This window comes from Brevundimonas sp. LM2 (assembly GCF_002002865.1).
Taxonomy (GTDB): Bacteria; Pseudomonadota; Alphaproteobacteria; order Caulobacterales; family Caulobacteraceae; genus Brevundimonas.
Window position 1 is genome coordinate 1103321 of sequence record NZ_CP019508.1, and the last position, 22225, is coordinate 1125545.

At 66.5% G+C, this 22225-nt stretch carries 15 protein-coding genes; 6 read left to right on the plus strand and 9 right to left on the minus strand.

From position 1 onward, the window contains the following. Positions 1-7 precede the first annotated feature (7 nt). Entirely contained in the window at positions 8-1822 is a 1815-nt protein-coding gene (locus tag BZG35_RS05480; RefSeq protein ID WP_077354736.1) for an alpha-amylase family glycosyl hydrolase, read from the minus strand. Positions 1823-2116: 294 nt separating this feature from the next. Here BZG35_RS05480 and BZG35_RS05485 point away from each other — a divergent pair, with 294 nt between their 5' ends. Beyond that, positions 2117-4900 carry a TonB-dependent receptor gene (locus BZG35_RS05485; RefSeq protein WP_077354737.1) on the plus strand — a complete coding sequence of 928 codons (2784 nt, stop codon included), beginning with the start codon at positions 2117-2119 and terminating at the stop codon, positions 4898-4900. Between the two features lie 109 nt (positions 4901-5009). Here the strand turns inward: BZG35_RS05485 and BZG35_RS05490 are convergent, their stop codons facing one another. Then, on the minus strand, positions 5010-6524 hold the full coding sequence (locus BZG35_RS05490; protein ID WP_077354738.1) for a tryptophan halogenase family protein: 1515 nt from the start codon (positions 6522-6524) through the stop codon (positions 5010-5012). Positions 6525-6639: 115 nt separating this feature from the next. Between BZG35_RS05490 and BZG35_RS05495 the strand changes: the two genes are divergently transcribed. From BZG35_RS05495 to BZG35_RS05510, 4 genes are all read left to right on the plus strand, one after another. Further along, positions 6640-7677 carry a cupin-like domain-containing protein gene (locus BZG35_RS05495; protein WP_077354739.1) on the plus strand — a complete coding sequence of 346 codons (1038 nt, stop codon included), beginning with the start codon at positions 6640-6642 and terminating at the stop codon, positions 7675-7677. A gap of 220 nt (positions 7678-7897) precedes the next feature. After that, positions 7898-10555 (plus strand): TonB-dependent siderophore receptor, encoded by a 2658-nt coding sequence (locus BZG35_RS05500; RefSeq protein WP_077354740.1) that lies wholly within the window; start codon positions 7898-7900, stop codon positions 10553-10555. Between the two features lie 166 nt (positions 10556-10721). Continuing rightward, positions 10722-12281, plus strand: a complete 1560-nt coding sequence (locus BZG35_RS05505; protein WP_077354741.1) for an FAD-dependent oxidoreductase — start codon at positions 10722-10724, stop codon at positions 12279-12281. A 16-nt stretch (positions 12282-12297) separates the two neighbouring features. Further along, complete coding sequence (locus tag BZG35_RS05510) at positions 12298-12795, plus strand: RidA family protein (RefSeq protein ID WP_077354742.1); 498 nt, start codon at positions 12298-12300, stop codon at positions 12793-12795. A gap of 18 nt (positions 12796-12813) precedes the next feature. Here the strand turns inward: BZG35_RS05510 and BZG35_RS05515 are convergent, their stop codons facing one another. Both BZG35_RS05515 and BZG35_RS05520 read right to left on the minus strand, forming a co-directional pair. Beyond that, on the minus strand, positions 12814-14865 hold the full coding sequence (locus BZG35_RS05515; RefSeq protein ID WP_077354743.1) for a TonB-dependent receptor: 2052 nt from the start codon (positions 14863-14865) through the stop codon (positions 12814-12816). Positions 14866-15002: 137 nt separating this feature from the next. Beyond that, entirely contained in the window at positions 15003-15734 is a 732-nt protein-coding gene (locus BZG35_RS05520) for a superoxide dismutase (RefSeq protein ID WP_150125941.1), read from the minus strand. A 229-nt stretch (positions 15735-15963) separates the two neighbouring features. Between BZG35_RS05520 and BZG35_RS05525 the strand changes: the two genes are divergently transcribed. Next, complete coding sequence (locus BZG35_RS05525) at positions 15964-16455, plus strand: VanZ family protein (RefSeq protein WP_171981886.1); 492 nt, start codon at positions 15964-15966, stop codon at positions 16453-16455. 27 nt (positions 16456-16482) lie between these two features. Here the strand turns inward: BZG35_RS05525 and BZG35_RS17865 are convergent, their stop codons facing one another. The 5 genes from BZG35_RS17865 to BZG35_RS05545 form a co-directional block, all read right to left on the minus strand. Then, complete coding sequence (locus tag BZG35_RS17865) at positions 16483-16626, minus strand: hypothetical protein (protein WP_171981887.1); 144 nt, start codon at positions 16624-16626, stop codon at positions 16483-16485. A gap of 455 nt (positions 16627-17081) precedes the next feature. Then, positions 17082-18383 (minus strand): UDP-glucose/GDP-mannose dehydrogenase family protein, encoded by a 1302-nt coding sequence (locus BZG35_RS05530; protein WP_077354744.1) that lies wholly within the window; start codon positions 18381-18383, stop codon positions 17082-17084. 122 nt (positions 18384-18505) lie between these two features. Then, entirely contained in the window at positions 18506-19414 is a 909-nt protein-coding gene (locus tag BZG35_RS05535; protein ID WP_077354745.1) for a hypothetical protein, read from the minus strand. Beyond that, on the minus strand, positions 19407-20609 hold the full coding sequence (locus BZG35_RS05540) for a hypothetical protein (protein WP_077354746.1): 1203 nt from the start codon (positions 20607-20609) through the stop codon (positions 19407-19409). Before BZG35_RS05540 ends, BZG35_RS05535 begins: the two co-directional genes overlap by 8 nt. Continuing rightward, on the minus strand, positions 20606-21853 hold the full coding sequence (locus tag BZG35_RS05545) for a glycosyltransferase (RefSeq protein WP_150125942.1): 1248 nt from the start codon (positions 21851-21853) through the stop codon (positions 20606-20608). Before BZG35_RS05545 ends, BZG35_RS05540 begins: the two co-directional genes overlap by 4 nt. Between the last annotated feature and the right edge of the window lie 372 nt (positions 21854-22225).

Here is a 22225-nt window from a genome sequence, read left to right on the forward strand (position 1 = left end):
TCAGCGGTCAACGCACACCTTCGGAAGAGCAGATCACATAGTCGAATGCGGGGACGGTCAGGCGGACGCTACCCGGCGCGCTGGCCGTGGCCGGGCAGTCGCCCCGCGCAGAGGACCAGCCGACGGATGCGGCGTCCACCTCGATATTGGCGGTGATCGCCGCGCCAGAGGTATTATAGACGACCAGGGTCTCGCCCGCAGCCTCCGGCATGCGCCGCGACAGGGCCAGGATGCCCGGCGTCTCCGCCGCGAAGCGGACGGTCTGCAGGCCCTGGCGCAGGCGGACGTCGGCCTGACGCAGCCGGGCCATCTCCGCGATCGACCGGTACATCGGGGCCTCGGTCGAGAAGGCCGGGCGGGTCCCGCCGACGATGCGGTCGTCGCGGTAGGAGGCGACCTGGCTGTCGGCCATGTTCTGGCGCGCGCCGCCATAGCCGCCGTCGCCGGTGAAGCCCTGTTCGTCGCCGTAGTAGAGGGTCGGGGCGCCCCGGCTGAACATCATCAGGGCGTGGGCCAGGGTCTCGCGCTGCAGCAGTTCGGCGTCCGAGATGTCCGGCTTTGCCTTGACGATGAAGCCGCCGATCCGGCCCATGTCGTGGTTGCCCAGGAAGGTCGGCAGCCCCAGCGCTCCGGTGGTCCCGCCTTCGTAAAGGGCGTCGGCGTCGAACACCTTGGCCAGGGCCGTCGGCGGCACGTCGCGGGCGACGATGTCGGTCACCGCGAACTGGAACGGGAAGTCCAGCACGGCCGGATAGCCGTCGACGCGGGTGAAGCGGGCAGTGACGGCGGGATCGACGTCATAGACCTCGCCGAAGATGTGGAAGTTGGGGATGCCCCGGGCCTTCGCGCGCTCCAGCATGGCGGGAACGAAGGCCTGCCAGAACGCGGGATTGACGTGGCGGGCCGTGTCGACGCGGAAGCCGTCGATTCCGTACCGGTCGATCCAGTCGCCGAAGATCTCGATCATGCCCGACACCACGCGCGGATGCTCGGTCATCAGGTCGTCGAGGCCGGCGAAATCGCCGTCGATCGAGCTTTCGCCGCGGAAGGTCGTGTCGCCCCGGTTGTGGTAATAGGCCGGGTCGTTCAGCCAGGCCGGCACCTTGACCGTCTCTTCGCCCGCCGGGATGTAGGGGGTGTAGGCATAGTCGGGCCGGGTCAGACGGTTAAAGTTGGTGCCGTCGAAGCCCTCGTTGATCGCTTCGCCCTTGATCCCGCCGCGCCGGGTGAACGGATAGTCGCCGCGGCTGCGGTATTCGCAGTCGTTGGCCGGGCATTCGCGGTAGCGGATCACGTCGGCCGTGTGGTTGGCGACGATGTCCATATAGACCTTCATGCCGCGCGCATGGGCCGCCTCGACGAGGGCGCGCATCGCCGCCTCGTCGCCGAAATGGGGGTCGACGCGCGTGAAGTCTGTGATCCAGTAGCCGTGCGACCCGGCGAACTCGCGGCCCGGCTCGCCCTGGACCGGCTTGTTCTTGAAGATCGGGGCCATCCAGATGGCGGTCGCGCCCAGGCCCTGGATGTAGTCGAGCCGGCGCTCTACACCGGCCAGGTCGCCGCCGTGATAAAAACCTTCGTGCGTCGGGTCGAATCCGTGGTCCAGCCGACCGCCCGGGATGCCGCCGGTGTCGTTTGCGGCGTCGCCGTTGTCGAACCGGTCCGGCATCAGGAAATAGATCACCTCGTCCTGAGGCAGGCGCGCCCGATAGTCCGGGGCGGTAGGAGCGGTCTGAGCCGTCGCGGGCGCAGCGCCCGCCAACAGGGTGCAGGCCGCGAGAGCAGCCCCCGACCATCGTGTCCAGCGCGAGGCGTGGCCCATGGGTGTCTCCATTCCTGGTTTGCGTCTCAGATGCATCGCCTGATCGCTTATTTGCAAGATTTTGCAGTACCGGCCCACGGTGTCAATCCATGGATCAGGTCGGCACACGCGAGGCAGACCTCATGCTGCGCCGCAATATCAGCGGATAATGGGGGGAGAAGGGTCGGGTTGCCGTTGCCACATTGCTGCCTGCTGAATTACTCACTTGCCACATTCCAAGATTTTGCATATTTTTGCGATTGGTCTGGGATCGCTTCGTCAGAAACGCGAGATGGCCATCAGGGAGATGAGTTCATGAGAATCCGTTCGAATACGCGTGCACGTCTGATGGCCGGCGGTGCCGCCAGCGTGTTGACCCTTCTGGCACTGGCCGGAACGGCCCAGGCGCAGACCCAAACGACGCCGCAGGATGACGCGACCGAGGTCGACGAAATCGTCGTCACCGGCATTCGCGCCTCGATCGCCAGCTCCATCGCGGCCAAGGCGCGCAACACCTCGATCGTCGAGGTCATCACCGCCGAGGACATCGGCAAGCTGCCGGACGTGTCGATCGCCGAGTCGCTGGCCCGTCTGCCGGGCCTGACGGCCCAGCGCCTGGACGGCCGCTCGCAGGCCATCTCGATCCGCGGCCTCGGCCCCGACTTCACCACCGCCCTGCTGAACGGCCGCGAACAGGTCACCACCGGCGACAACCGCGGCGTCGAGTTCGACCAGTATCCGTCGGAACTGCTCAGCGGCGTGACCGTCTACAAGACACCCGACGCCCAGCTGATAGGCCAGGGCCTGGGCGGCACCGTCGACCTGCAGACCGTCCGTCCGCTCGCCTTCGGCCGTCGCGCCATCGCCGCCAACGCCCGCTATGAACAGAACGACATCGGCGCGCTGAACTCGGGCACGGACGACAACGGCAACCGCTACAGCCTGTCCTACATCGACCAGTTCGCCGACGACACCATCGGCATCGCCCTGGGCTATGCCCACATCGAGAGCCCCTACCAGTCCGAGCGCTACAACAGCTGGGGCTATCCGACGACGCCGGCCGGCGACTTCGTGCTCGGCGGGTCCAAGCCCTATGTGATGTCGTCGAACCTCGAGCGCGATGGCTTCATGGGCGTCGTCGAGTTCCGGCCGAACGACCGGTTCCACTCGACGGTCGACGCCTTCTATTCCGAGTTCCAGAACACCCAGATCCTGCGCGGCATCGAACTGCCGTTGTGGTGGGGCGGCTCCGCTGGCGACTGCACGGTGCCGGTTCAGACAGCGACCTGCCGTCCGGCACCGGCTCTTCGTGCTGGTTCGACCGTTGAGAACGGCTTCGTCACGGCCGGCACCTTCGACAACGTCAAGGGCGTCGTCCGCAACGACGTCAACACCCGCGAAAGCACCATCACCTCGGTGGGCTGGAACACGGTCTTCCAGGCGTCGGACGACTGGTCGCTGATGGCCGACCTCAACTACTCGAAGGTGGAGCGCAACGACGTCGTTCTGGAAACGCTCGCCGGGACCGGGCGGAACATCGCCGGTGCCACCGACTCGATCGGCTATACGTTCGACGAGAACAACGTCGCCAGCTTTACCCATAATCTGAACTACGCCGATCCGAACCTGATCCGGCTGACCAGCCCGCAGGGCTGGGGGGGCGACATCATCCCGGGCGGTCAGGACGGCTATCTGAACACGCCGTCCGTCGAGGACGAGATCAAGGCCCTGCGCCTCGAGGCGACGCGCCAGCTCAACGCCGACGGACCGTTCAGCGCCATCGAGTTCGGCGTGAATATCTCCGAGCGCGAGAAGTCCTTCGTCAACGACCAGTTCTTCCTCGGCGTCCCCGGCGGGGCCAGCGCGGTGGTTCCGGCCGCCTTCCTGCTTCCGTCCACGGAGCTGACCTATCTGGGCCTCGGTCCGGTGCTCAGCTACGACGCGCTCGGCCTGGTCAACTCCGGCTTCTATAACCTGGTCCGCAACCCGAACGCCGACGTCGTGTCGGGCAACTGGGAAGTGCTGGAGAAGGTCAATACGGCCTATGTCCAGCTGAGCATCGACCACATGCTCGGCTCCATGCCGCTCACCGGCAACGTTGGCCTGCAGTACGTCTACACCGACCAGAGCTCGAACGGCTTCGCCGCTTCCGGCACGGGGGCCTCGGCCGTCTCAACGCCGGTGTCCGGCGGCCTCGAATACCAGGAGTTCCTGCCCTCCTCGAACTTCATTCTCGAGGTGGCTCAGGACCATTACGTGCGCTTCGCCGTCGCCCGGACCCTCGCGCGGGCTCGGATGGACGACATGCGCGCCTCGCGGAACTTCAGCTTCAACATCGCCAACAATACGCCCCTGGCGCAGCCCGACCTGAACTCGCCGTTCAGCGGCGGGGGTGGCAACCCGGAGTTGCAGCCGACCATCGCCGACGTCGCCGATCTGTCCTACGAGCACTATTTCGCCAACCGGACCGGCTATGTCTCTGTGGCGGGCTTCTACAAGTACCTCGAGAGCTTCGGCTTCACCCGCAACCAGATCTTCGACTTCACCGGCTATCCGACCGGCGGCGTCACCCCGGTCATCAATCAGGGCGTGGTCAGCGCGCCGGACAACGGCGAGGGCGGCTACATCTCGGGCGTCGAGTTCGCCCTGTCGGTGCCGCTGAACATCGTCTCGCCGATGCTGGAAGGCTTCGGCTTCCAGTTCAGCGCCTCGCAGACCTCCAGCGAGATCACGCCGGACGGGATCAACACCACGCCGCTTCCCGGGCTGTCCGAGACGGTCGCCAACTTCACGGTCTATTACGAGGCCAACGGCTTCCAGGCCCGGATCTCGGACCGTTATCGCTCGGACTTCCTGGGCGAGGTCGCCGGTTTCGGCAACGGCCGCACCCTGCGCAGCATCGCCGAGGAGAACGTGGTCGACGCCCAGATCGGCTACGAGTTCCAGGCGGGTCCGCTGGAAGGGGCCTCGGTCCTGTTCCAGGTCAACAACCTGACCGACGAGCCTTTCGCGACCTTCCAGAACGGCGATGAGCGTCAGGTCATCGACTACCAGACCTACGGCCGGACCTTCCTCGTCGGTCTCAACTATCGCTACTGAGGCGATACCGGGCCGTTCCCTCTCCCCTCCGGGGATGGCCCCCGCCTGGTAAGGCGTGAAACTGGCCGCGCGGGTGACCGCGCGGCCGTCTTTCGTTTGAGGCCGGGCTTCAGGCCGTGCCGGACCACATGGTCTGGGCCTTGAGGAAGGCGTCGTGTTCCGGCATGCGCGCCACGGCGTCGCGCCAGCGGGCGGCGATCTGTGCGAAGCCGGCTTCGACCTGGTCCAGGTTCTGCAAATCATACAGCGGGTTGTGACCCGTCGGCACGATGCCTTGGCCGTACATCACAGCCAGCCAGGAGCCCTGGCTGAAGTACTCATCGGCCCCCGACTGATACAGCAGGCCGCGATCGCGGAAGGCCTCGACCCTCTGGCTCAGGGTGTCGGGGATCGGCATGGTCGCCATGTGCCGCCAGAACGCCGTGTCGTCCCTCTGGGTCGCGTGATAGTGCAGGATCACGAAGTCGCGGATCAGGGCGACCTCCGCCCCCAGCCTGCGATTGTAGCTCTCGATGTTGACCGGGCTGAACCGGCTGTCGGGAAAATGCTGCAACAGCCGGTAGATGCCGGACTGGACCATGTGGATGCTGGTCGATTCCAGCGGCTCGATGAAACCGCTCGACAGGCCCAGGGCCACCACATTCTTCGACCAGAAGGTCTTCCGGCGCCCCGTCGTGAAGCGCAGCGGGCGCGGGTCCGCCAGGGCCGGTCCGTCCAGGGTGTCGAGCAGGATTTGGCGGGCCTCATCGTCGTCGATGAAATCCGAGCAGTAGACATGGCCGTTGCCGGTGCGGTGCTGCAGGGCGATGCGCCACTGCCAGCCCGCGGGCCGGGCCGTCGACCGGGTAAAGGGGGTGGTCGGCCCGACCCGCTCGCACGGCACGGCCCAGGCCCGGTTCATCGGCAGCCAGTGACTCCAGTCCTCGAACCCGGTCTTCAGAGCGCCCTCGATCAGCAGGGCGCGAAAGCCGGTGCAGTCGATGAACAGATCGGCGGCGAGTTCGCGGCCGTCCTTCAACCGGACCCGGTCGACGAAGCCGTCCTCGGCGCGCTGGACCACGTCGACGATCTCGCCCTCGATCCGCTGGACGCCGCGGCTCTCGCAGACCTTGCGCAGGTACCGGGCATAGAGGCCGGCGTCGAAATGATAGGCGCTGAACAGGCCGTTGAACGGCGAGCGCGGATCGGGGTCGCGCAGGCCCGCCTTGCCCGCCTTGCAGGCCTGGGCGCACAATGAATAGGCCTCCAGATCGTCGGCGATCCGCCCCTTGGCGCGCAGGGCCAGGAAGGACTGCTGGAACTCGGACAGGGTCGGCCCGGGGCCGAAGGTGCCGAACGGATGCAGATAGCGGTTGTCCTGGCGGCCCCAGCCGACGAACTCGATGCCGAGCTTCAGCGTCGCCTGGGTCTCGCGCATGAACTCCGCTTCGTCCAGACCGATCAGGTTGTTGAAGTCGCGGATGGGGGGCACGGTGGCCTCGCCGACCCCGACGATGCCGATGTCGTCGCTCTCGACCAGGGTCACCGCGCAATGCGGCCCCAGAGATCGGTTCAGCGCCGCCGCCGCCATCCAGCCGGCGGTGCCGCCGCCGACGACGAGCACGGATTTGATCGGTTCGGCCATGCCTGTTTCTTCTCCCGTTTTTTCCGATCTCTAGCAGCTTTGCGGAGGTCCGGCAGCGGCGTAAAAGCCGCTGCGACGGCCGTGGGGCAGGGCGTCCCAGAAACAGGACGCGCGCATGACCCATCCCATCCTGCCGGCCCCGACTTCGGCTTCGGTGCCCGTCCACCACGGCGTCGACCGGGCGCGGTTCGAGGCGGAGATCGTGCCCGCCGGCCGGCCGGCCGTGCTGAAAGGCCTGGTCCGCGACTGGCCCGCCGTGCGCGCCGCCGCCACATCCCCCGACGAGCTCGCCGCCTATTTCGCCCGCTTCGACAACGGCGCGGCGGTCCGGGCCTTCTTCGGCGCGCCCGAGATGCGGGGCCGTTTCAGCTATTCCGACGACTTGGCCGGGTTCAATCACGACCAGCGCCAGACGACGCTGCGAGCCGTGGTGGATCAGGTCCTGGTCGGCCGAGACCGCGCAGAGCCGTCCCACGTCTATGCCGGCGGGGTGCCGATGCCGGTCGTGCTGCCGGGCATGGCCGAAGACAATCCGATGGCCCTGCTGGATCCCACCCGCGAGCGGCTGACGTCGCTGTGGATCGGCAACCGCTCGCGGACCGCCGCCCACTGGGACCTGGCCCAGAACCTGGCCTGCGTCGTCGCCGGCCGCCGGCGGTTCACCCTGTTTCCGCCCGAGCAGATCGCCAACCTCTACGTCGGGCCCATCGACGTGACCCTGGCGGGCCAGCCGATCAGCCTGGTCGACATCGTCGATCCCGACTTCGAGCGGCATCCCCGCTACCGCGAGGCCCTGGCGGCGGCCGAGGTCGCGGAACTGGAACCGGGCGACGTGCTCTACCTGCCCAGCCTGTGGTGGCACCATGTCGAATCGCTCGACGCGGTCGGGGCCATGATCAATCTATGGTGGCGCGATGGGCCGGACTATCTGACCACCCCGATGCTGACGATGTTCCACGCCCTGCTGACCATCCGGGACCTGCCGGCCGACGAGCGGATGCGCTGGCGCGCCTTCTTCGACCATTATATCTTCCAGACCGGCGGCGACCCGGTGTCGCATCTGCCGTTGCCGGCCCAGGGCGTGCTCGGACCGATGACAGGCACGATCCAGCAGCGGATCAAGGCGATCCTGCTGCGTTCCCTTCAGCGCTAGCACGACGACGTCCGAAAGCGGCGCATCGCGCGGTTTTTCTTGCCGTTCAAAGTATTCAGCCAGGCTTGATTGCAGAGCGGACGACTCGCGTGACGATTCCGCAACAGGGCGGTCAAATCGGTGTGACGCGGCTATCAATCTCCTTAAGTTCGTAAAAGGATACCCCCGGTCTCTGGGGAGGGACGCTGCAGGATCTTTTCGCTCAACGAATGGATCTCAAATGCAGACGAATGCCACGAACACGTCGCTGCGGCTCTTGCTGTGCAGCGGGGGCGCGCTCGCCGCCCTGCTTTCGGCCCAGCCCGTATGGGCACAAACGGCGCCGACCGCCGCCCAGGAGTCTGACCTGGACGAGGTCATCGTCATCGGCACGCGTCGAACGGACCGTTCGGCCACGGAGACGGCGTCTCCCATCGACGTCATCGGCGGCGAGGAACTGGCTCAGCAGCCCGCCGCGGACATGCTGGACGTGGTCAAGAACCTGGTCCCGTCTTTCTACGTGCCGCAAAACACCATTTCCGACGCCTCGACCTTCGTCCGCGCACCCTCGCTGCGTGGTCTCGGGGCCGACCAGATCCTGGTGATGATCAACGGCAAGCGCTACAATCGCGCGGCCCTGGTCACGGTCGTGACGGGCGGCGACACCGCCCTCTCGCTGGGCGCCCAGAGCGCCGACATCTCCATGATCCCGTCGATCGCCGTCGCCAACCTGCAGATCCTGCGGGACGGCGCGACGGCCCAGTACGGATCCGACGCCATCGGCGGCGTCATCAACTACGGCATCCGCGAGGATGACAGCGGCTTCGAGCTTCAGACCCGCTATGGTCAGGCCTACGCCGGCGACGGCGCCAGCTACCAGGTCGCCGCCAACGCCGGGTTCAGCCTCTGGGGTTCGGGGTTCCTGAATCTGTCGGGCGAATACTTCAAGGACGAACAGACCAGCCGCGGCGTGACCCGGCCCATCGCCGCCGTCTTCGCGGCGAACAATCCGTCGCTGGCGAACCAACTGCCCAACTTCCCCGACCCGGTGCAGATCTGGGGCTCCTCGCCGACCGACGGCTACAAGCTGTTCCTGAATTCCGGTTATGACCTCACGGCCAACAGCAGCCTGTATCTGACCGTCAACGTCGGTCACCGCGAAGCCGACCAGAGCTTCAACTATCGCTCGCCGATTTCGGCTCCGACGCCGCTGGCGGTCGACGATGGGTCAGGCAGCCCGGCGACGCGGTCCCCGGGCCGGAACGGAGCCTTCGCGCCGATCTTCTTGACGCGTTGCCCGACCGGAAACGCGACCTGCCCGGCGGGCGGCTTCGTTCGGGACGCCAATACCTTCAGCTTCACCAGCATCTACCCCGCGGGTTTCACGCCCCGCTTCCAGGGCGAGGCCGACCAGCTCTACGGGACCTTCGGCACCCGGGGCGTCGCCGACAACGGCATGACCTACGACCTATCGGCCACCCTGGCGCAGAACTCGCTCGACCTGGCGATGACGCAATCGCTGAACGCCTCGTTCGGTCCGCAAAGCCAGACCGAGTTCAAATTCGGCGAGCTGATCCAGCGCGAGGCCAACATGAACCTGGATCTGACCTATCCGATCGATCTCGGTTTCGCGAGCCCGGTGACCCTCTCCGGCGGGGCCGAGTATCGGCGCGAGGAATATGAGGCGACGGCCGGCGATCCCCAGTCCTACGGGGCCGGCCCCTACGCCTCTCAAGCACTGTACGACCAGATCGCTCCCGGCGTGTACGCGCGCTCGACCGTCCAGGCCTCCGCCGGTCAGTCGCCGGGCGCCAGCGGCTATGGCGGCACCAGCCCGACCTCGGCCAACGTCACGACCCAGACCAGCTACGGCGTCTATATCGGTGCCGAGGCGGACATCACCGACGCGCTGTCGATGGGCGTCACCGGCCGCTACGAGGACTACGACACCTTCGGCGACACCTTCGTCGGCAAGGTGAACGCACTGTATCAGGTCTCCGAGACCTTCTCGGTGCGCGGCACGGTCGGGACGGGATTCCATGCCCCGTCGCCGGGCCAGAGCGCGACCGAGATCCTGACCACCGCCTTCTCGCCCGGCGGCGATCAGGTCCAGACCGGCACCTATCCGGTCGTCAGCCCCATCGCCCAGTATTTCGGGGCCGGGACGCTGACGCCCGAAGAATCGGTCAACTACGGGGCCGGCTTCATCCTCGAGCCGACCGACGCCCTGACCCTGACCGTCGACGCCTATCTGATCGAGGTGACGGACCGGATCAGCATCACCAGCCCCTTCACGGTGGTCGCGGCGGATATCGTCGCCCAGCCGGCCCTGGCGGCCGTCGGGGTGGACGGTGCGGTGCAGTATTTCACCAATGGGTTCGACACCGAGACCCGCGGGATCGACGCCGTCGCCAGCTATCGGACGGAACTGCTGGAGGCGCCTCTCAGCCTGACGCTCGCCTACAGCTTCAACGAAAGCGAAGTGACGGACTTCGATCCGGTGGCCATCGACACAGGCCGGATCACCGATATCGAGAACCTGACACCCAAGCACCGCGCCATTCTCTCGGCCAACTGGCAGGTCGGCGGCTTCACCTTGAACGGCCGCGCCAACTACTACAGCAGCTGGCTCAGCGCCCAGGACTATCCGGGTCAGGAGTTCGGCGCGAAGGTCACCGCCGACCTGGACGTCAGCTACACCATCGACGACCGCTACACCGTCACGGTCGGGGCCACGAATCTGTTCGACGAGTATCCGGACAAGATCATCGGCACGTCGGCCAACCCGATCTACGAACTGACCGGCGGCACCGCCGACGGCCAGATCTATCCGCGCTCGGGCGGGCCGTTCGGCATGAACGGCGGCTTATGGTTCGCGCGCATCGGCGTGAAATACTAGGGGCTGGGGGGCGGGGCGTGGTCGCACAGGCGGCCGCGCCCCGCCTGCCTTCCGCCAATAGGTCTTGTGTAGAGGCTGGGCGTCTCGGCCAAGCCTCGTTGTTTTTATCGGGCGTGCGAATTCAGCCGAAGTGCTGTCTCGCCGTGGCGAGAGAGATGGTTGGATTATGAGCGGTACACGGCGGGCGTTCCTGACGCGGCTGGCGGCGGTGGCCGGCACGGGCGGGATGTATACGGCCATGCGGGCCATGGGTCTGGTCGATGACGGGGTCGCCCACGCCCAGACACCGGCCCTCGCCCCCGGGTCGGGCAACGGGTCCAGCGTCCTCATCCTGGGGGCCGGCCTGGCGGGAATGGCCTCGGCCTATGAGCTGAAGAAGGCCGGCTATGCCGTCACCGTGCTGGAAGCCCGCGACCGCGTCGGCGGCCGCAACTGGACCGTCCGGCGCGGCGCGAAGATCGCCCATACGGACCGGGCCGATCAGGTCTGCGGCTTCGAGGAGGGCCAGTATTTCAATGCCGGGCCCGCCCGCATCCCCAGCCACCACCAGGCCACGCTGGGATACTGCAAGGAGCTGGGGGTCGAGATGGAGGTGCTGGTCAACCACTCCCATTCGGCCCTGATCCAGGCCGACGGGCTGAACGGCGGCAAGCCGCTGCAGATGCGCCAGGCCATTCACGGCGTGCGCGGCAACGTGGCCTCCCTGCTGGCCAAGGGGATCCAGAACGGGGGCGTCGACACCGCCCTCAGCGCCGAAGACCGGGCCCTTTTGGTCGAGAATTTGATCGGCTGGGGCGAGCTGGATCCCGACCTGATGTTCCGCCACAGCGTCATGTCGGGCTTCGCCATCGAACCCGCGGCCGGCGACGTGACCGGCACGCCGCGCGACGCCATGATCCTGTCGGCCCTGCTGCATCCCATGGCCTGGGGCGCGCCCGCGTTTCACGATCTGATCGACATGCAGGCCACCATGATGCAGCCGGTCGGGGGCATGGACCGCATCCCGATGGCCTTCGCCGCGCGGCTGGGCGACAGCATCCGACTGAACGCCGAGATCACCGGTCTGAAGCGCAGGGGATCGGGGGTCGAGGCAACCTGGAAGGACGCAGCGGGAGGGGTCCACGCCGTCACGGCCGACCACTGTATCTGCACCATCCCCTTCCCGGTCCTGACGGGGATCGCGAACGACTTTTCGGCTGATCGCCAGGCGGTGATCAAGGCCGCCGTCTACCACGACTCGGTCAAGATCGCCTTCCAGGCGCCGCGCTTCTGGGAAGCCAACGACCAGATCTACGGCGGTCTCAGCTTCACCGACCGCGACACCCTGATGACCTGGTATCCGTCGGGCCGGTTCCTGCATCCGACCGGCATCCTCGTCGCCGGCTACAGTTTCGGCGAGGCGGCGACCCGGCTCGGGTCCCTGCCGCTGGCGCAGGGCCAGGCCTATGCCCGCGAGACGGTCGAGCGGCTGCATCCGGGCCAGGGCGGCAAGCTCAGCGACGGCGTCACCGTCCACTGGGGCAAGATCCCCTACAACCTCGGCATCGAGGGTCCGATCGCGCAGCAGGATCCGGCCGGCTATGCCTTGATGAGTGAGCCCGACGGGCCTTACCTGTTCGCCGGCGAGCATCTCAGCCACGTCGGAGCCTGGCAGCAGGGAGCGATCGTCTCCGGCTGGCGCGCCGTCAACGCCATCGCCGCCCGCCGTCTTGCCCTTGCCGCCTGAACCGGAGACCGGATCCATGACCGCCCACCTCACCCTCGCCACGGCCCTTTGCGTGCTGGGAGCCGCTCTTCCGGCCACGGCGCAGGAGATCGAACGCACCTATCCCTCGCCGACGGCCTTCATCGCCTCGACGGTGACGGTGCCGGAAGGCTCGGAGATCATCTTCCTCAGCGGACAGCTGCCCGACGTGGCCGACACCACCGCCGCGCCCGGGACGGTGGCCGCCTATGGCGACACCGAGACCCAGTCGGAATCGACCTTCGCCAAGATCTCAGCCCTGCTGGCCACCCGTGATCTGACCATGGGCGACGTCGTCTCCATGACGGTCTATCTGGTCGCGCCTCCGGGATCGGACCGGATGGATTTCGCCGCCATGATGCGCGCCTACAATCGCTATTTCGGCACGGCGGAGCAGCCCAATCGCCCGTCCCGCAGCACGGTCCAGGTCGCCGGGCTGGCCGCGCCCGGCTTCCTGGTCGAGATCGAGGTCACCGCCGCCCGCGCCGCCGACTGAGCCGACGGATCGACGATCCTAGAACCGGTAGGTCACCCCGACCCGCAGGTTGCGGCCCGGCTGGGGCGCGATGTCCTTCAGGAACGAGGCGTGTTCGCGGGCCTCCTCGTCCGTCAGGTTGCGACCCTCGGCGAACAGGGTGACCGCCGGATCCGCGAACGGCCGCCAGGCGCCGAACAGGTTCACCAGGGTATAGCCGTCGGTCGGCCGTTCGAATTCTGCGACCTCGTCCTGCTCTCCGACGTGGCGTACTTCAAGGCTCAGATCCACCGGCGTCGAGGTGTAGCGGACGCGGCCGGTGACCGAGTAGGGCGGAATGCGGGCGGCCGGGCCCAGATCGGTGTCGGCGTCCACGAAATCGGCCGCGCCTTCCAGGGTCACGACGCGCGCGCCGCGGGTCCAGACGTCATACGCCGCCTCGGCCTCGAAGCCCCGGAAGTCGGCGTCCGTCTGCAGATAGGCGAAGATGGGAAACTGCTCGATCTCGCCGTCCTCGTCGAATTCGAAGGTCTCGCCGGTGTCGCGCACGTCGATGAAGCCGTCGAATTTCGACGCATAGACGTGCAGGTCGCCCCGGAACCGCCCGCCGTCATAGTGCAGCGTGCCCTCCAGGGTGGTGACGGTCTCATTGTCCAGGGTCGGGTCGCCGACCTCATAGGCGGCGGTGGCGATGTGCAGGCCGTCGGCGAACAGTTCGACTTCCGAAGGCGCGCGCTGGGTGCGCGACAGGCTCAGGCCTGCGAACAGTCCGGTGGCCGGTCGGAAGAAGACCGCGGCCGAGGCGGACAGGTTGTCGAACTCGCGCTCCACCTCGTCGGTCGCGCCGAACGGGGTGGCGGTCAGGGTGCGGCGGTCGAAGCGAAGCCCGCCCTCGAAGCCATAGCTGTCCCGGTCCAGCCGCTGCACCGTATAGATCCCGGCCTCCTCGATGCCGGTCGAGGGGATATAGGCCTCGTCGCCGATGGCCGAGAAGTCGCGCGACAGGGTCTGGACCCCGATCGCGCCGTTCCAGCCGCCCCGCGCGCGCTGGATCAGGTCGGCACGCGCCTCATAGCCGTCCGAGGCGAAGATGGTGCCGGGCTCGCCGACGTCTTCGAACTCGGTATGGGTATAGTCGGCCTGGCCATAGGTGGCCCGGACCTCGCGGAACGGCCCCTGATCGAAGCGATAGCCGCCGCGCGCGTCAAACCGCTGCTGCTCCAGTTCGATGAAGACGGTCTCCTCGGCGACGACGCCATAGGTGCTGTCGGTCTCCTTGTAGGACGCCCCCAGGAAGCCGTTGTCGCCGATGAAGGAGCCCCCGATACCGTAGGCCTCAAGCTCAGAGCCGCTGTTGGGCAGGACGCCGGTGTCGTCGCGCGCGACCCCCTCGGCGTCGGCCAGACGCTGCGAAATCGGCGAGGACGGGATCTCGTAGTCGTCGCTTTCCTTCTTCAGCGCGTCGAGATGCAGGACGAAGGCTCCGCCCAGGGCGATGTCGGCGCGTCCGCCGAACAGCGAGCCGTCATCGACCGTCGAGGTTTGGGCCGACAGATGGCCCTCCAGCCCACCCTCGGGCAGGGCCTCGGGGATGCGGCCGTCGAGGATGTTCACAACGCCGCCGATCGCCAACCCGCCATAGGTCAGGGTGGCCGGGCCGCGCACGATCTCGATGCGATTGGCCTCGGCGGGGTCGGTGGCCACCTGGTGGTCGGGGGAGACGGAGGAGGCGTCGATCAGGCCGACGCCATTGGTGAGGACCTGGACGCGCGGCCCCGTCAGGCCGCGGATCACCGGCCGGCTGGCACCCGGCGCGAAACTGGTCGAGCGCACGCCCGGCGTGCCGTTCAGCAGGTCGCCCAGCGACGCGGCCGGGGCCACGGACAGCTGGGCCTCGTCCAGAACGGTCGTGGCAATGGTCGTGGCGTTCTGGCTGATGCCATAGGGGACGCCGGTGACGACGATCTCTTCCAGCTCGATCGCCGGGGCCTGACCCGGGGCCCGGCCGTCCTGGGCGTGGACGCCGCCGGCCAGGGCGGTCCAGCTGGCGGCGGCGAGGAGGAGGGGGCGGGTAAGGCGGCGAGCGGTCATGACATCACGTCCAAGCGGAGAGGATGCCACGTGTTATGAAATAACATACCTCGCCGCAAGCCCGGATCGCCCATCGCGGAAGGTGAGCCCTTGCTCGGGCCGGGCCGCCGTGGCGACCCGGCGCGAGCGCCCGAACCCTAGGAGGCGTCGGCGTACAGGCTGTTGACCGTGTTCCAGTTGACCACCGACCAGAAGGCGGTCAGGTAATCCGCCCGCTTGTTCTGGTATTTCAGGTAGTAGGCGTGTTCCCACACGTCGACGGCCAGCACAGGCGCACCCTTCACCTCGGCCAGGTCCATCAGCGGGTTGTCCTGGTTCGGGGTCGAGACGATCTGCAGCTTGCCGTCCTTGACGATCAGCCAGGCCCAGCCGGACCCGAACCGGGTCGTGGCGGCCTGGTTGAAGGCGGTCTTGAAGGCGTCCATCGATCCGAAGTCGCGGGTGATCGCCTCGGCGAGCGCGGCCGAGGGCTCGCCGCCCTGACCGACCGGCGCCAGCAGGGTCCAGAACAGGCTGTGATTGAAATGCCCGCCGCCGTTGTTGCGGATGGCGGTCGGCAGGGTCGAGACCCGGCCCATCAGATCCTCGATGGAGGCTCCGGCCAGCGCCGGATCCGCCGTCACCGCGGCATTCAGATTGTCGACATAGCTCTTGTGATGCCGGCCGTGGTGGATGCGCATGGTCTCCGCATCGATCGCCGGCTCCAGCGCCTCATAGGCATAGGGCAGGGCCGGCAAGGTGAAGGCGGCGGCGGCATCGGCCTCGGACGCGGCCGTGGGCGCGGCTGCAGGCGCGGCCTCGGCGAGCACCGGACCGGCGGTCAGGACAGACAAGGCGAGCACGGAGGTGACAACGAGAGGGTTCATCATGGAAGTCTCCTGAAAGAAGGGTCGAACGCGCCATCTCGAGGTTTGTCGCCATCCTGCGACGCTTTGTTGCGACCGCGAGGCGAAAGATATCCGGATGACGCTGACCCAACTCCGCATCGTTGACGACTTGGCAAAGGCGCGCGTATCGCGACGCTGCGCGGACGGCGTTTACGTCCTGCACACCATGCGGTTTCATCCGAAATTATAAGGCGCGCCCCAAGATGCGGGCATGTTCCTGACCCTCACGCCACTCCAGGTCTGCCGCATCGTGCAAGGTCTGTGCATCGTCGGCGGCGTCGCCCTTCAGGTGTTGATGCTGGGGCCGTTTCAGGGGGCGGAAAAGGCTTTCGGCCTGACCGACACCATGGCGCACGCCATCGCCTTCTATGCCCTGTCCATGGGGCTGTTTCTCTGTTTCCCGCGCTGGCGGCGCACCGACCTCGCCATCGTCGCCATGGCGATCGGGGTGGCCGTCGAAGTCCTGCAGGGCATGACCGGCCGCAGCGCTTCGGTCCATGATTTGCTGGCCGACGGAGCAGGGGTGCTCGCGGCCACCCTGCCGGGCTTGGTCGAGCGGCTCCGCCACCAGGTCCGCAGCAATCCCTACATGTCGTTCGCCGACATCCGCCGATACGACCGTCGTACGCGCAGGCGCAGGGTCAAGGCCCCGGCCGTCGTCACGCCAAGCCGACATTCCGCCGGATCAGGGGCGGGGGCCTAACGCCTGCATCGCTCGGGACGGGACGTCCTAGAAGACGCGCGTCAAGGCCGCGATGATCAGGATCCACACCGCCGAACTCGCCAGCAGGGCGAGGACCAGCATGATCGCGCGGCCCTTATGGTCCTTGCGATGCATGTCGAACTGATGGGATCGTTCGTCAATCAGTCTCACAATCGTCTCCCTAGTCTTGAAAAATTCCCTCTTACGGGGAGTTCCCTATGTCTAGCTGATTCAGGCCGACAGAAAAGTCCGTTTTATGACCTAGGTAGCTTAACCGCGTGAAAAATTGCGGCGTGACGCCCCGCGCCACCGTCCCTTGGGTTTAAATTGTCGCATTTCGGTCTCTGAAGACCATCGTTGGCCGCGCAGGCTTCGCGGAAACCTGTGCGTCGGCCCCGCATCGCCCTCGGTCAGTCGAGTGATTCGGTCGCGGCGACCCCTTTCACGTGCGCGTCATCACACCGGTCGCGTGGGGGCCAAGCCGCGTTTGCGTGGATCAAGACGTCCCCCGCGTGGCGCAGGCGCACCGGGCGAAGCGCTTGGATGGACCGCCGATCCGGACAGGCTCATGGCCGCCAAAGCCTGCCGGCGGCAGACCTTGAAAACCACGAGCCGCTTGGATCGGATCAGGCGCGCCCGATGCTGGAATAGGTGAAGCCCAAGGCGCGAACTTCTTCGGGTTTGTAGACGTTTCTAAGGTCGATGATGATCGGTTGCGCCATCGCGTCCTTGATGCGCGCCAGATCGAGGGCCCTGAACTGGTTCCACTCCGTCAGCAGCACCAGGGCGTCGGCCCCCTCTGCGGCTTCATACGGACCGGTCGTCAGCTCGAGACCGGTGAACAGGTGCTCAGCCTCATGCATGCCTTCGGGGTCATAGGCCTTGACGGATGCGCCCATCGCCTGGAGGGCGGGGATGATCGCCAGGCTGGGGCTGTCGCGCATGTCGTCTGTGTTGGGCTTGAAGGTGAGACCCAGGACGCCGACCGTCTTGCCGTTCAGGTCGCCGAGCGCGGCCTTGACCCGGTCGGCCATGGCCAGCTTGCGGGCGTCGTTGACCTCGACGGTCGTCTCGATCAGCCGCACGGGTGCCCCATACTGCTGCGCCGTGCGCACCAGGGCGATGGTGTCCTTGGGAAAGCAAGATCCGCCGTAGCCCGGTCCGGCATGCAGGAATTTCGAGCCGATGCGGCCGTCCAGGCCGATGCCCTTGGCCACCTGCTGAACGTTGGCGTCGACCTTCTCGCACAGATCGGCCATCTCGTTGATGAAGGTGATCTTCATCGCCAGGAAGGCGTTCCCGGCATATTTGATCAGTTCCGACGTGCGGCGCGACGTGTAGATGACGGGAAAGTCGTTGAGGCTGAGCGGCCGATACAGTTCAGCCATGACGGCCCGGGCGCGATCATCCTCGGTGCCGATGACCACTCGGTCCGGCCGTTTGAAGTCTTCGATCGCGGCGCCTTCGCGCAGGAACTCGGGGTTGGAGACCACGGCGAAATCGCCGTCGGGGCGGACACGCCTCAGGATGGCCTCCACCTCGTCGCCGGTCCCGACCGGCACCGTCGATTTCGTCACCACCACGGTGAAGCCGTCGATCAGCCCGCCGATTTCTTCGGTGGCGGCATAGACGTAGGACAGGTCGGCGTGGCCGTCGCCGCGACGGGTGGGCGTGCCCACGGCGATGAAGACCACGGCGGCCTCGCGGATGGCGTCGGCGGCCTCTAGGGTGAACGACAGACGACCGGCGGCGACGTTGTCGGCCACCAACTGCTCGAGCCCGGGCTCGAAGATCGGGATCTCGCCGCGGTTCAACCGCTCGATCTTGTTGGGATCCTTGTCGATGCAGGTCACCTGGTGACCGAAGTCGGCGAAGCAGGCGCCAGACACAAGACCGACATAGCCGGTGCCGATGATTGCGATACGCATGCCGTTCTCCTTATTGTCTGGCTTGCTTAGCCCGGTTCATGCTGCAGCGCAAAATTTAGTGGGCTGGATCCGACGGGTGACGGCGAATATTTCGCCGCAAACGGGGCGGTGGCACAACCGCTTCAGGCCCGTTTGCGAACGAGTCCGGCAAGCGGACCGAGGAACTGACCGACGAAGGCCCCCATGTCGAAATGCCGGTTCAGATGCCGCCTGAGTTGGAGACGCACGACGGGATCGAGCGCGCCGAAACTGGCCGTCGGCCCCAGGGAAAAGACCGTGCCGGGGCAATTCAGCACGATATTCGCCTCCACCGGGGTCATCTGAAGCCCCCAGGATGCGATCGGCTGTCGGCACGGCCGACAGGACAGAAGATAGGGGGCCGAAGTCTCGGTACGGTCACCGAACAGATCGACCGCGAAATCGACCTGCGGTAGCCAGGGGGCGGCGCGTCGAAGCGCCTCGGCGGTCAGTTCGAGCCGCGGGTCGTAGACGGCGAGGCTGTCATCGATGCCCGCGATGCGCCATTGCCGCGCGGCCCGGTCCATGCTGACGACCAGGCCGTTGTCCAGCATCGTCGCGAGCGGCGACCGGGGGAAGAGGCTGACGTCGCCGCGCCCTTGTCCCAGGGAAAGCGCCGCCGGACCAGGCGCGACGGCCGCATAGAAGACGTCGGACCCGTCCTGGAGCGGCATGAAGGGCTCGTCCGGTCCGCGATTCCTGAAGCTCGTCAGCGAAATGGCGGCCAGCCGCGCGTCCTGCGCCTGGGGCAGGGCCGCTTCGATGAAAAGGAGAGCGAACGGCGACAGGGTGATGCCGCGTTCGAGGTTAAGGTTCAGGGCCTGCGGGGGCACCTGGGTCAGCACGTCGCCGCACGACCAGCTAAGGTCCTGTGCCACCTTCTTGGCGTGGTGCCCGCGGAGCACCAGATCAGCCACGAGATGCTTGGCCGGCCTGACGGCAGACAGATCGCGCGCAAGCACGTTCGGTCGATCGGCGACAACCGCCGTCACCACGATCCGGGATTCAGCCACGGGGCCCTCCCGCCGCTCGCTTGGCTTTTTGCACCAGAAGCTCGGTCTGGATGGGTTTCAGGATTTGGAAGGCCAGCCTGCCCACATGATCGCTGCGGTGGACCGCGCGGGCGAGCGCCAGTTTTCGCCGGATCGTCATTCGGCCGAAATCTTCTCGTTTTCCGAGACTGAAGAACCGCCCGGCGCGGCCGAGATCGATCGCCGCCTCCGGCGCGGCGCCAGACACCACCGAAAACCCCATCAACGGCTTGCGGCACGGCCGCGAAGACAGAAGCAGCGGTCGGGACAGGGCGTCATCGTGTTTCGCGCCGAACAGATCAACGTCGAAATCCTGCCCGGCCAGGGCCGGCTGGACGTGCCGCAGGACATCAGCGTCCGGCTCGTAGAAGACGTCATAGCGGGCCAGGGACTGATCCAGACCGACGAAGCGCCAGTCACGCGGACGCAGGTCGAGCGGCGTCTGATAGATGCTGACCTGGCGTTTGGTATGGGTGCCCGGCTGGGCCGTATTGGTCGACAGCGCCCCTCGCGGATAAACGAACCAGCAGTCCGTCTCGGTCAGATATTTGATGTAGTATTTCTTCCAGGACGACGGTTTCCACGCCTCAAGTTGCTTTGGAACCCGGTCGCGGGTGGAGATGGAACGATCCTTGGCGCTGGCGTACCAGTCTCGGAAGCCGCGCCATTGGGCAGCGGTCCAGGCCTGGCCCCAGGAGGCCGCGACCTTCAAGAAATAGACGTCGGAACCGTCTTCGGCCGGCGTGAAGTCCTGATTGTCGAACTCGTTCAAAAGATAGTGGTAGAGGGCGATCCCCGCGATCCGGTCGTCCTGGCCGTATGCCCCGATCGCGCCGACGACGAAGTCGTAGAAGAAGGGCGCGGCGACGATGTCGTCCTCGAACAGAATGACGCCGCCGTACTGGCTCGAAAGGTCGCCGCAGGCCAGGATATGCGCGCGCAGACCCAGGCGTTCGGCGTGGCGGATGATGCGCTTTTCACCGTGTGGCCAGTCGAAGGCCGCCGCGACATCGTACACAGCCTCCACGCCGGATTGATCCAGACTGATGACCAGGGGCGTTTCCGGCGGAAAGTGTCCGCCGCCGATCGACGTGAGCAGGCGCTGCAGGCAATCGGGACGGTCGTAACCGATCGCCACGATCGCGGGACGATCCGCGCGGGGGGCCGTGACGGTCATTTCACCGCGCCTGCGGAGTCGCCCAACATCGCCTTGCACCAGGCGGCGGCGGTGCGGTCCGGAGCGTGGCTTCTGATCAGATAGGCGGCTCCCACGTCGGCGGCGTTGGCGGCCTCGTCCAGGTGATCGTCTGGGGCGAGCACGAAGGCCTCGAGGTCGTCGGCGCGGTCGAAGACAAGTGGATATCCGGTCAGGTTCATGCCCTCGAAGGTCGTGGGGTTGGCGACGACAGGGCGCCCGTAGCTGAAGCTTTCCAGCACCTTGGTCTTGACGCCGCCAGCGAGAAAGGAGGGCGTCAGCAGCACGCTGTGATCATCGTAGGCGACGCTGAGATCGTCCACATAGCCGGCAACCGACACCCCGTCGGGGAGCGGGAGGTCCCGCACCTGCTGCCCATAGATGGTCAGCGACGCCGACGGCGACAAGCGGCGCCACAGGTCAATCAGGTAGTCGATCGTCAGACGGTTCTGGGTCAGGCGATCGGTTCCGACGAAGATGAACCGCAGCGGCTTGAGCACGGCGTTGGTGTGTTGCATCGCGACCGAGGGGCCGATGTTCAAGATTTCGGCGCGGGCGTCTGGAACCTGCGTCGCCAGGGCCTGAAGCTGCTGGGTCTCGGCGAGCGACAGTAGGACGATCGCATCCGCGAGCTTCAGCGTTTCCTTCTCGAGTCCCGCCAGCGTCTTCGCCTCGTGGCGCAGCACAAGGCGGCCGAAGATGGACCAGTCCAAGAGCTGGCGTATCCGACGATGGAGGTTGCCCGCCAGATAGCCAGGGGCCGGCGCTTCGCCGCGGTCGAACAACTGCTGGAAGCGCCGAGACATGAGGTCATCAAAGTCGACCACCAACCGCAGGTTTGGGCGGTGGCGGCGCAGATGGCTGAGCAGCGGAAACAGCCGCACGCCGTCCAGATAGACATAGCTCGCGTCGTCAGGAATGCGGGCCTCGATGGCGGCCAGTTCCGCGTGGCTGGCGAAGATCGCAGACTGGAAAGGCAGGACCTGGCCGCGAAACAGGCTTGTCAGATAAGCCAGGATCGACCCCGCAATACGGCCGGGCGTGGGGTTTTGCACCGCCGATTTTGCGGTGATCTCGCGCAGGTCGAAGCGCTCCCGGAACGCGTCCCGGATGGAATGGGCGATGCGAAGGCGTCCCGCCAAGGCTACGCCATCAAGATCGCGCGTCCAGATCGCAACAAGAACAGGCTTGCCCGGCAATTGCAGATTGTTCCTCAGGCCAGTCACCGCTCAGAAGCCTTCCAGTGCTAACGTTGGCCTAAACAGGTTTAGAAATCGAGCTTAAAACTTCGCGGCCCACACCCCTAGGTTAGGATCGTTACGCAACGCGATGAAACCGAGAGCTTGACTGTAGGGAGTGGACCGCAAGAAATTATGAATCGCGCCGGGCAGTGAAAACAGCCGGCCAGACCGGTTGAACGGCCGCGCGCACGCTCATGCCCAGGTTGTTGCCCGAAAGCCAGTGTGACGCCCGGGCAATGCGCGGTCCGAGGGTGTCGGTGTGGACCGGCGCATCAACGGCGGCCTCCGCGACATCGCCCCATCCGGAACGCGCCGATGAAGCCATGCGCAGGGCTGTCTGCGGCTGGCCAAGCGATC